This is a genomic window from Chitinophaga sp., from assembly GCF_039596135.1.
Lineage (GTDB): Bacteria > Bacteroidota > Bacteroidia > Chitinophagales > Chitinophagaceae > Chitinophaga.
Window position 1 is genome coordinate 1 of record NZ_JBCNKH010000122.1, and the last position, 11,725, is coordinate 11,725.

General features: G+C 45.5%; 9 protein-coding genes. 1 reads left to right on the forward strand and 8 read right to left on the reverse strand.

Translation table 11 applies throughout. The features are described 5' to 3' along the window. From ABDW16_RS30770 to ABDW16_RS30805, 8 genes are all read right to left on the reverse strand, one after another. On the reverse strand, positions 1-1,015 hold a 1,015-nt coding region (locus ABDW16_RS30770; protein ID WP_343675264.1), incomplete at its 3' end, for a hypothetical protein. A 22-nt stretch (positions 1,016-1,037) separates the two neighbouring features. After that, positions 1,038-2,756, reverse strand: a complete 1,719-nt coding sequence (locus ABDW16_RS30775) for a galactosyltransferase-related protein (RefSeq protein WP_343675265.1) — start codon at positions 2,754-2,756, stop codon at positions 1,038-1,040. Then, complete coding sequence (locus ABDW16_RS30780) at positions 2,753-3,616, reverse strand: beta-1,6-N-acetylglucosaminyltransferase (RefSeq protein ID WP_343675266.1); 864 nt, start codon at positions 3,614-3,616, stop codon at positions 2,753-2,755. Before ABDW16_RS30780 ends, ABDW16_RS30775 begins: the two co-directional genes overlap by 4 nt. 4 nt (positions 3,617-3,620) lie before the next feature. After that, a complete protein-coding gene (locus ABDW16_RS30785) occupies positions 3,621-3,839 on the reverse strand; it encodes a hypothetical protein (protein ID WP_343675267.1) in 219 nt (72 codons plus the stop codon). A gap of 6 nt (positions 3,840-3,845) precedes the next feature. Then, the gene (locus ABDW16_RS30790) at positions 3,846-6,098 is read right to left on the reverse strand and encodes a peptidase domain-containing ABC transporter (RefSeq protein WP_343675268.1); all 2,253 of its coding nucleotides are present in this window, start codon (positions 6,096-6,098) and stop codon (positions 3,846-3,848) included. 10 nt (positions 6,099-6,108) lie between these two features. Continuing rightward, a complete protein-coding gene (locus ABDW16_RS30795) occupies positions 6,109-7,467 on the reverse strand; it encodes a radical SAM protein (protein ID WP_343675269.1) in 1,359 nt (452 codons plus the stop codon). 81 nt (positions 7,468-7,548) lie between these two features. After that, entirely contained in the window at positions 7,549-7,725 is a 177-nt protein-coding gene (locus tag ABDW16_RS30800; protein ID WP_343675270.1) for a hypothetical protein, read from the reverse strand. 170 nt (positions 7,726-7,895) lie between these two features. Further along, on the reverse strand, positions 7,896-10,379 hold the full coding sequence (locus tag ABDW16_RS30805; protein WP_343675271.1) for a TonB-dependent receptor: 2,484 nt from the start codon (positions 10,377-10,379) through the stop codon (positions 7,896-7,898). A gap of 377 nt (positions 10,380-10,756) precedes the next feature. Between ABDW16_RS30805 and ABDW16_RS30810 the strand changes: the two genes are divergently transcribed. Continuing rightward, positions 10,757-11,725, forward strand: a 969-nt coding sequence (locus ABDW16_RS30810) for a M28 family peptidase (protein ID WP_343675273.1), incomplete at its 3' end; no start/stop codon positions are given.

The following is an 11,725-nucleotide window of genomic DNA, read 5'->3' on the forward strand; positions in this document are numbered from 1 at the left end:
CTGCTAAACCACCACATAACCCCAAATCCGGCATCCCGCTCTCCCGCTCCAGGTCCCGGAGAACACCTGCCTGCAGCAATTGCCTGATTGCCGGCCCTTCTTTCGCCCCGGGTTCCAATAGCTTATAACCCAGCACCAAATCTCTTTTGCGCATACTATTCGCCATCCCAGGTAGCATTTTGCCCAGTTCCTCCAACGTTGCCTGCACTTCTTCCATCTCCACCCCTGCCCTTCCCAAGGCATCCCGTACCCGCAGCAATGTAGTAAACCCATGTACTATATCCGTGGTGAAATAATTCGCTGCCTGTCCTATAGCGACGTATTCTTTCAGCAACGCAATTATCTCTGCCTGCATCTCCCTGATAATAACCGGGTAAATGCCTACTCCCAATACCCTGCTACTGAAATGCAACAGGGCAGATAAATACCCCATCTTATTAAGCCCCCCCTTTGCCGGTAAAGGAGCATAATGCCTGTCAAAACCTTTAAACAGTCCATCATCCATTTTTATCCTGATCTCATCTATCACAGCGAGCAACTTCTCTGCTATCATTACCTTTGTCACTTCAAAACCCGTCTCTCCGTATCGTTGCAGCAGGTAACCGGTCATATCCAGCAGCCCACCCTGATCAAAAAGAGGGCTAAACCCATATTGCAGCTTTTCAAAAATCACTTTATCTACATGGTTCAATATTTCATCCGTATCAATTCCTATCAGCTTTCGATGGCCAAGATGAGAAATCAACCAGCCAATACCAGGTACAACCGTGGAATTCGGGTGCTTAACCTGCCTGACAAGAAACCTGTAGTTCTCTATGAGAAAGGTTTGCGCCTTTTCATAATATTCTTCACGCTCCATAGTTTGAGCATAATGGAACAGGAAAAGGCACATACCAGCCTGCCCATTTACCAGGCTCATATCTTCAGTAAAGTCTTTTGCAACAATTATCCTGTCTGCTATCTGATGCAGGGTATTGACCATACTGGCATTTGTAAAAGGCAGGGTATTGATCATAAGCATATTTATAAAAGGGTCATCATTTAAAAAACTGGTTCCAATCCTTCACCTGTTCTTTCAGTTCTGCTGTCTCTGCATTCACCACCTGCAATTGCAGCTGCATCAGATCCTGGTAATCATCGGTAGAATTATAACCGGAATTATGAAAGGTGACATGATCTATATGGTACAATGTCCCTTTTATCCGCACGGCCTTATACCCTAATATTGCCATTCGCCGCAGTCGCTCCTGGTCTTCCGGCCCCCATTTAAAAAAACGCTCATTCTCCATTCCACAGGCTATAAAAACTTCCCTGTCCAGGAATACGGCTCCGCCCACCGATTTAAACTGAGATGGTTTTACTTTTTGAAGGATCTTTATATCCAGTTGCTCCTGGAATAGTTTTTTCAGTGCAGGATCGGCAACAAATGCGACCTTGCCATCAAAAGGCAGGCAAACTTTGCAATCACTATTCCGCAGTTGGTTCACTGCATCCACCATCAGCGAAGGTGCTGCTACTACATCCACATCCCAAAGTGCAATATAAGGAGTGGTGGCCATCCTGATCATTTCATTGTTATACTTTGTACGATGGAACCAATGACTGCTGTCTTCCACAAATAAGTAGCCGGTATTTTCTGTCAATACACTTTTATCCACCCGGGGCGCCACATCTGCCTCGAGCACGATAATATGGGTCCGGAAATATTTACGCAGAAACTGAATGGCCATCTTCAGGTTATCCTGCCTGTCACTACTATCGATCCTGACTGGCAACAGGAAGGTTACATCACTTAGATCGGCCCTCATGGCAGCTTCTGTTTCCCGCACCGCCAATACATATTGCCAGCTGCACTTCTCTTTTTTAACATAATCAAAATTTACATGATAGGGCGCCAGCTGCTCAAAATCACCCTTGTAAAAATGCATATGTGCATGCTCCCTTCCCAGTCCTGCATTGTGAAATATTTTTGTTTGTTCCCAGCACACCATATCTTCCTTTGGCCAGCAAAAGGCCAGGTCGTCATGTATCCGCACCGGGTATTGCAGGCGAAATGCATTCCACAATACTGCCCACATATCTGCACACCAGGCAAGCGGAGGCTGATAATCACGCTGTCCTGTCTGTTCTTCATACAGCTGGGCATATCGCTCATTATGCATACTCAAGTGACGGTACATTTTTACACAATCCGATTCTACCCTGTCCCAAAATTGGTAGTTCACCCCTTTCATCAGGTATTGGGCCCCTCCGGAATGATTACTGTTCAGCTCTACCAGCTCCTGGTCCATGTCTATAGCCATACACATTTCCTGCAGCACTACCCTGCCTGTACTGATCAGCCATTCTGCACTGATATAGGAACGGGTATCCGATACATACCAGGTGGCATCGCCGGCGCTGCACATAGATGCAAAATCGGGTAACTCCCGGAATATGATATCCGGATCATGGTAAAAGACAGGTGTGCCGCCAATTTCCGGGTATGCCTGAAAATGCTTTTTAATGATATGGGGCCTGAGCGAAGAAGAATAAAGCCGGTTAGTACGGGTATCTTCGTACAGGAAGAATAAGGCATTATCTTTAAATGTCACCAGCAGTTCTGCAAATTTCGGCAGCAACCCTTTCTCAGGATCATATCCTATCAATACATGTATTTGCTCCTTCGTAATACCGTGTTTCCTAAAATTGACCAGCTGTACTTCCAGCTGCCACTTAAAATACAAGGTGTCCGGTTGTGCAGATAAAAATATCATTTCGATATAATTAATTGTTCAAGTTTATCGATCACTACGCTATCCCTACGTGGAGAAAACTTCCTTCCAAAGAGGCAACCACTGGCTTTTAGCAAAGGCAGATCTTCCATGGTAAGTATTCTTGGCGATCCAGGTCCTGTAACCCAGTCAATGTACCTGAGGTTATTATTGACAACCCGATGTTTGTAAGAACTATTCATAATAACAGTTGGTATCAGTATTTCATCTGCCAGCAATACGGTCCTGAAATAAGGATAGATCCAATCAAAGTTCAGGGTAAAGTAATCACAGAGATATTCCAGCACATCAAAAGGCATTGTCCACCAGCAACTGCCGCCGTATGGTTTTAATCCTGCCGGAAACGTTCGTCGTATACCGGCCTTTTTCTGTTCCAGCGCATGTTTCTCCGCAGCATTCCTTCCCAGCTCATCCACCGGCCATTCAAACTGGAACCTGTCCAGTCCTCCATTTGTTCCCGTCCAGTTGGCATAGGGGATTTCAAAATTTTCCAAAAATATACGGTCCCTGTTCTCCGCTACAAAAGCCCTGATCTCCTCATTGCTCACCAGCGGGAAATCTGCACCACTGATCAGAAATACCTGGTCATAGGTTCCTGATTCCCTGCAATGGCTCATCAGGGTCATAAAAGCCAATGTAAGATTGAAGCCACCCCAGGTCACCAAAAAACGATCCTCCAGCAAATGTACCCTGGTAGCATGCTTCAGGGCTTGCGGCAACTGGTAATCATATTTTGCATCTATATGCACAAATATTTCTGTCTCAGGCGTCAGGATATTCCCTATCAGCCTGAACAAATGATCAAAATCGCAATAAGCTGTGATGAGATAGGCTATTCTCATAATGTTATTTCTTTAACAGGTACTCCAATAGGGTTTGTTCACGGGGCTGGCCTGCTTTCCCGACCGGAATTTTAATCATGGAGAATAGCAATGCTCCTGTTATAAATACGAACACGATGATCAGGTTAGACCAAAGTATGAGCCGGGAAGGTGGCTTACTCAATACTTCCTGCACCTCCCTGCTTCTTAGTTCATATGCACTTCTTTTCCGGGTATCTGGCATAATGATTCAGTTTCCGAGTTCAAGCTGGTTCTTCACCAGTTCATAATAATATCCTCTTCGCTGTGTCAACGATTGATGATCGCCCTGTTCCACTATACGTCCCTGTTGCAATACAATAATCTGATCGGCATTTTTTACGGTACTCAGCCGGTGCGCAATGATCACCACCGATTTTCCGCCAAAAAACGCCTGCAGGTTGTTCATGATCTTTCGTTCGTTAATTGCATCCAGGCTGCTGGTGGCTTCATCCATGAACAGGTAATCAGGGTCTTTGTACACTGCCCGGGCAATAAATATTCTTTGCCGCTGCCCCCCGCTAATGCCCGTGCCATTGTTTCCAATGCGGGTTACATATCCCATCGGGCAGCTCTCTATAAATGTTTTGATATTGGCCGTTTCCACGGCCAGCTGCATGCGGGTATGATCTATCTCCTCTCCATCCAGGGCTATATTGTTGGCAATAGTGTCAGAAAAAATATATCCATCCTGCATGACCGTACCGCATTTGCTGCGCCAGTATTTGGGTGACAACGAGGGTAATGGCTGATTGCCAACGAGGATCCGGCCGTTTACCGGTTCGTAATAGCCCAGTAACAGCTTCATGAGTGTCGTTTTCCCGCTGCCGCTATCACCTACAATGGCCGTAATTTTTCCCTTAGGTATCCGCATGCACACATCTTTTAATACAAAAGGGGAATGTGGTCCCTCGTACTGAAAAGAAATATTATCCAGCACGATATCCTGGTGCCAACCTTCTTCCGGAGGTGGGTGCAACAGCCCGTTCTCGTCCAGGTGTACGACTGGCACATCTTCCATTATCTCTCCCCTCTTCTCTTCCTCTTCCTTTGAGTGAATTTCATTCATCCTGTCCATACTGATCTTTGCATCCTGCGCTGCCTGGATAAATGCCACCAGCTGTTCCAACGGTCCATTGGTCTGACCGATGATAAAGGAAATGCTCAGTAACACGCCCAAAGACAGTTCTCCATTCATCACCGCAGTAGCAGCGATCAATGAAATAAGAATATTCTTGAACTGGTTTAAAAACACATAGCCTGTCCGCTGGTACTGTGCCAGCGCCAGGCCTTGTATGTTAAGCCTGAATACCTTTATCTGCAAATGTTCCCAGTTCCAGCGCTTTGTACGCTCACTACCGTATAATTTGATCTCCTGCATCCCTGTAATCATTTCCACCAGCAGATCCTGGTTTTCTTTATTCTTTCCAAAACGCTCGTAGTCCAGTTGCTTACGCTTTCGCTGAAACAACAGTATCCAGCTTACCCCGGCCATACTGAACAGCAGGAAAACCAGCAGGATCGGCTTGCTGTAAAAAGCCAAAATAGTACTGAACACCACGATATTGATGAAGGAGAACAAGGTGCTGAGCGTAACTCCTGTGAGGAAGGTTTCAATACGCTGATGATCATTGATACGCTGCAGAATATCACCCACTGCTTTCGAATCAAAATATTTGATAGGCAGCCGCATTAGCTTGATCAGGAAATCGGAAATAATGCTAAGGTTCAGCCGTATATTAACATGCAGCAGCAGCCAGTTTTGCATCAGGTCTATGACCAGGCTGCCGGTAAACAGGAAGAGCTGGGAAAGCAACAGCATATAGATCAGGCGGATATTATGCCCCTGTACCCCATAGTCTACCAGGAATTGTGTCAACAATGGAAATGCCAGTGCAATAACACTCGTAGCCAGCATGCCCAAAAACAACTGTGCGATGAACCGTTTGTGGGGAGCCAGGTATCGCACCAGGAAACTAAGTCCTGTTTTTTCAACTACCGTTTGATGCTGGTAAAATTCCGGGGTAGGTTCCATCAGCAGGGCCATCCCAAATTCTTCGGTAGTGCTGATCCAGCTATCGGTAAATACCTGTTCATTTACTGTCACTATACCATGTGCAGGATCGGCTATTTTAAAACGCAGCTTTCTGCCAGGGAAGGTGCGGCTTACCCTGTATAATACAACAAAATGATTCTGGTTCCAATGAAGTATACAGGGCAAAGGGCAATCTGCTGCCAGTTTCTCCAATGTAAGCTTTGCGCTCAGCGTACGAAAACCGATCTTCTCCGCAGCATAGCTGAGGTTGAGCAAACTCACCCCTTCCTTGCCTATAAACGATAGCTCACGCATATACTCAAGGGAGTAGGCTTTGCCATAATGACGGGCTACCATACACAGGCAGGTGGAACCGCAATCGGATGTATCTAATTGCCGCTGAAAAGCTATTTTTCTTTTTCTAAACACAGCGCATTTTTTATAACAGGATGGCTTCCTTTTTCTTGCGGCTTTGGATATACTCTAATACCAGCCGGTCTTCAATGTTGAACTTGAACGAGGGACATGCAGGTATACCACTCTCCCAGTGAATAGGGCAGCTGCCGCCGCATACAGGCAGCAACTTACACTTTGCACACCAGGTCTTCCCTTCTTTTAAGGTCGTGTTCCATGCCCGCATAGGGGTTGTGCTGGTATCTTCCACGAAAGGGTGGTCCAGGTGCCCTATTTCATAAGCCGTATCTTTATAAAGAGAAGTATAGGGTACTTCCCAGCAGGTAGATACGTTACCATAGGCATCATATACCTCCGACCCTTTTTTGACGGTACTGCACACGATCTTTGACCGGCCAGGCAGTATTTGCGTATAAAATCCATAATTGATCAGCTTCATCATCCAGTCTATCTCCTCCGATGCAAAATTGTGTTTGTCTACGCCTACGGTATCTCCCGCATTATTCTCGCCCCAGTTGTGCACCGGTATTACATAAAACCCGACCTTTTCCTGCAACTGGTAACTGGCCAACAGTTGTATAAATTCATCAATACCCGCTTCATTATTACGATCTACATTACAACGTACCGTAATCCGGGCCTTACTTTCTTCGTAAAAGGGATCACTCACGATATCTAATATATTCTTAAAGATCAGGTCAAAGGTGGGTTGTCCTTTTTTAGTATACCTGTTTTTGTCGTGATAAGCTGCCACCCCATCCAGGGTAATCTGGAAATGCCGTACTTTCCATTGTGCAACCATTTCCCTGAAAACAGCCGGCTTCAGACTCAGCCCATTCGTAACCATATCAGCGGTATACCCCAGTCCAAGTGCGCTGGTCAATTCCAGCAATGGTTCACTCATTTCCCGGATTTGCTTTACAGCCATCAACGGTTCTGCACCATACCAGGTGACAGATAGTTTTTTTGCATCTCCATTACGGAGTTTATCGCTGATTCGTTCAATCATTTTTTGCTGCAGGTGGGCCGGCATATATTGATTGGTATGCTCCTGCCCGCAATAATGGCACCCCAGCTGGCACGAGGCGCCCGGCTGAATTACAATGTCCAGCACATCATTTCTTTCCACAGCCTGCTGGTTATCCTGCAAAACATAATCCAGCTCATCCTGACCTGCAGGCACAATGGCTTCGATAGCTGCCAGTTCGCTGATGAGGGAAGGAGGCAGTTGATCCACCTCATTTCTTTCCAGGTATTTGTAATAAGCATCTTTTATCATCAATACACTGCCGGTACGGGTAGCAAAAAGAAGTCGTTTGGGATCAGCCTCAGTCTCATCAAGTATCCCTGTCTGCACAATATAGAACGAGGTTTTATATTCCATAATACATGATTTTCACAAGGTGGGCAAAAGTCCAGGGCACAAGTATTAAATACCTGTAGCCCTGGATAAAAATGGAAAGGATTACGCGTTCTCCAGTTCAGTTTTCTTAGTGCAGTTGTTCTTAGTGCAGCTATCATCCAGAGAACGTGCACCACCGCGGATCAGGTAAGCATCAGCCTCATTCAGGGGAGTGATCGCTTTTTTGTTTTCTTCTTCGAGTACTTGTTTCAGCAATTGCTGGAGGTTTTTGTTGTTCATGGTCTTTGGGTTTTTAAAAAACAGTGATCAAATCGGCTTAAGTTTAACGTTGTTTAGCCATCATAGAACGCTACGTATTGGACAATACATAGTCTGTACAGGGTTGCTGACATTAGTGGCCACTGTCTGTCATACAATCTGTATTACCGGTAAAAAGTTATCTGATGATGTTAGTTGGCTCGTTGCTTCTCGTCTCCGTTACTATTGCGCTGTCTCAGATCACGGGTTTTACCACCCAGTTTCCACGCAAGCGTCAACCGTAAAGAGCGGCTTCCATAGTAAGTATAATACTGTTGCTGTATACCATTCGTTACACTCCCATAGCCTTCCCTGTTAGTTCTTAACAGATCTTTTCCATTGATGGTGATGGTCACTTTCTTTTTCCATAGGTATACTTTGCATCCTACATCCAGGCTATAAAAGGCGCCGACCTTGTCTATCCCGTTTACCTCCGGGGCCTGGTACCAGAAGGAGATAACGCTTTGAAGGGTACGGGCCCGGTTCCAGGAAAAAGTATTTTCAGTGGACCAATACACGCTCCATCCACTCAGCCGCCTTTGGGTAGCAGCATTCGTTGATACAGTAGTATTGGAATATACCTGCAGAAAGGTATAATTTTCATACCACCCCCAGGCACTAAAAGTGAGCGTCTCTTCAAGGCCATAACTATAGATATTTAAAAAGTTGCGTTCCTCCATACCAATAATATTGGTAACAGAATCGGGGATGCGTAACTGGTCAAATCCATTTTGTTTAATACTGGCAGATAGCTGAGAATTCAGCAGCTCCCCGTATTGATGTCCCAAATGCAACACATGACTATACGATGGCTGCAGAAAGGGATTGCCTGCCACATAATAGTACCGGCTGGAATAAGCTTTGAAGGGATTGAGTGCAGCATAATCCGGCCGCCCGATTCTTCTGCCATAAGAGAAGAATAAATGCTGATCTCCCTTTAGCTGATACATTAAATATGCTGTAGGAAATACCCTGAAATAAGCATTTTCATTGCGCTGCTGATAGGTTTGAGAAATGCCTGTTGTCTGCGTAAATTCTCCCCGTAGCCCTGCCTGCAGGTCCCACCGTCCCATATGTTTACCGGCGCTGGCGTACAATGCCTGTACCCTTTCCCGGTAGGTAAAACTGTTGCTTTTGGCAGAATCAAACTCAGGCGCCCCCTTATAGATGTTGTAGAATGCTATTCTACTGTCATTATTGATAAAAGATACCTTTCCGCCCAGTTTAATATTGACCTGCTTTCCCGGCAGCTCAGCATCTACCTGTGCTGTGTAGACTTTCACCGTTTGCGGCGACTGGTTCCTCGCTACCAGCGAATCGCCGGTTTTGACACCTGCCGGCAGGTAATTGAAACTATTCAGCTCTTGCACATTGCTTTTATGATAATAAAAGTAATCAGCGCCCACAGTTAGCTTTTTACCGGTGGAATCAAGCTGTTGTTCAAAATAAAGATCCAGGTCCTGGCTCTCCGGCCGGTTGAAATAACGGTTGGCACCCCGCACTATTGAATCGATAGTGGCATGATCCATCGCGTAAATGTTAGTCAATGTTCCATCCCTTGTTGTTTTGTTCTGCAGCGAAGTGGTGTACCTGATACCTGCCGTTTGTTTCCTGCTGAAATTATAATCTGCAGCCAGTGTACCGGTAAGACTTTTTGTTTCATTATCCGCACCCCGCTTACTGCTCCACAGTTGGGAGGGATAATAAATCAAGCTCTCCCGGGTATGATAATTCAGTAGCTTACTGGCATTCAGGGTCGCCATCATCGACAGTTTTTTATACGTATAACCTAAACTTCCCCCTAAACTATAACTGGGAAATAGGGCCTGGGCATAGCTTCCCTGCACATTTCCACTCATGCCTGCCGCCCTGTTTCTTTTGGTGACGATATTGATTAATCCCGCACCGGCAGCATCGTACATAGCCGGCGGATTGGTCATTACTTCTATTCTGGCAATATCGGCAGATGAAATTGATTTCAATAAATTAGCGAGATCTTCTCCTGACAACTGCAATACTCGTCCATTCAGCATCACTTTAGCCTCACTCCCTCCGGTCAGTGTAATCCTGTTATCCCCTGAGGTTCTTACTCCTGGCGACTTTTGAATAGCATCCCAGGCGGTACCTCCAACCAGCGAAATACTGTTTTCTACATTGAGAATAATTCGATCTATTTTTCTCTCTATCAGGGGTGTTTTGCCTGTCACCACGATACCATTTAGTTGTTTGGCGCCCCCCGCCTGCAATAGTATCGTTAATTCTCCGGGGTGCAACAATTTTGCTACATCCAGCAGCAATAAGGAATCCCCGTATTGGAGATGAGATACTTTAAGTAAATAGATCTGATTACGCATTAACACAAACTCATACCTTCCATAACTATCGGTCGCCCCTGTTGCCGACAGCACTGTATCTTTATACCTATATAACAATAGGGTCGCATCAGGTATCGGTGCTTTATGGGCATCTAACACAGACAACTTTAGTTTCATGAGTGTATCCATGCCCATAGGGATATTGGTATCTACAGTTTGGGCCGCGGCAATTGCCTGTAAGGCTATCAACACTGTTGACAGGCATACAAGTTTTATCACGCTGTTGCCAACCTGGAAAAACCTTCTAAAATTAGCTTTCATCAAATAGATCAGGTTAATCTTCCAGGGTGAAATAATAATAAGGATAATACAAAATGAAGGTGTCGGGTATTGAATGGCGAACAAACAGCCTTCGTTAGTAGATTTAGATTTCTAAAATTGGTGAATTATTTGGGTTTTACTTCGGGTACTTCCTGTTATCAATATGCTCAGATGTCGTGTCCTATAGCAGGCAGAATGAAGATAATAATTTTGCAAATAGCTAGATAACATTTTAAATTATATTTTTCAGATATGTGGATTCGATGGATGAATTAGGGGATTGTAAGGACGGATGTGGGGATTACATTTTGAAAATATTCATGCCTATTCAACATTCCCTATCTTTGCGCTCAGTCACCCATACACAACAAAATCAAATGAGAAAAGATCTTTTCCTGGTTTCTTTTAGTATGCTCCTGTGCACCGTTGCGCAGGTAAATTCGCAGTCAAAAAAGATACCTGCACCTGCTATTCAACAGGAAGAAATAAAACGGGACCTGTTTGCCCTTGCTGACGATCATTTCCGGGGCAGGGAAGCCGGTACCCTGGATGAACTGAAAGCATCTGTCTGGCTGGCAGAGCTGGCACGCAAAGCAGGCCTGGAACCCGCTGGTGACGATGGCACCTATTTTCAGTTTTATTCTTTACTACGCGAACGTGTAAGCGATCACAGCACAGTAAAAATCGGCAACCGCACCTTTTCCCTTTGGAAAGACGTGATCATATGGGAACCCAGCTTCGCTTCGGTGGATGCACCTATCGTATTTGTGAATAATCCAGATCAGGTGGATGAAGAAACAATCAAAGGAAAGGTGGTAGCCTTACAATTTACTGAACAGGACCTGACCGATCCCCGCAAAATTATTCCCTGGCGATATGTATCACTCGTAGTCCAGAACTGTGTTAAAAAGCTGGCTGCCAAAGGAGCTAAGGCCATTCTGTTTGTATCTGACGACAGGGCGGAACAAGCCTGGGCCAGGGCAATCCAGGACCGTATTCGTGGTACCTACCGCATAGATGGCAGACCTTCCCGGCAACTGCTGAGCGGCGTTCCCATTATATGGGTTGGCGCAGCAGCATTGGACCTTGTGCGTGTGCCCAATCAAAATCTGCAGGCAAACGTATATGCTGAAACCTTTACCTATCCATCTGTAAACGTGGTGGCCAAAGTAAAAGGAACTGATCCTACACTGGCAAATGAGTACGTATTGTTTAGCGGTCACACCGATCATGACGGCGTACGCAATATAGAACCGGGAAAAGATTCCATTTTGAATGGGGCAGATGACAATGCGACTGCCTGTGCAGCACTGCTGGCCATTGGCCGTGCATTTCACAAACAACCC

Coding starts and splice junctions, on each gene's coding strand:
- ABDW16_RS30775 (WP_343675265.1), bottom strand. CDS start 2,756: ATGATATTTTTATCTGCACAACCGGACACCTTGTATTTTAAGTGGCAG.
- ABDW16_RS30780 (WP_343675266.1), bottom strand. CDS start 3,616: ATGAGAATAGCCTATCTCATCACAGCTTATTGCGATTTTGATCATTTG.
- ABDW16_RS30785 (WP_343675267.1), bottom strand. CDS start 3,839: ATGCCAGATACCCGGAAAAGAAGTGCATATGAACTAAGAAGCAGGGAG.
- ABDW16_RS30795 (WP_343675269.1), bottom strand. CDS start 7,467: ATGGAATATAAAACCTCGTTCTATATTGTGCAGACAGGGATACTTGAT.
- ABDW16_RS30800 (WP_343675270.1), bottom strand. CDS start 7,725: ATGAACAACAAAAACCTCCAGCAATTGCTGAAACAAGTACTCGAAGAA.
- ABDW16_RS30805 (WP_343675271.1), bottom strand. CDS start 10,379: ATGAAAGCTAATTTTAGAAGGTTTTTCCAGGTTGGCAACAGCGTGATA.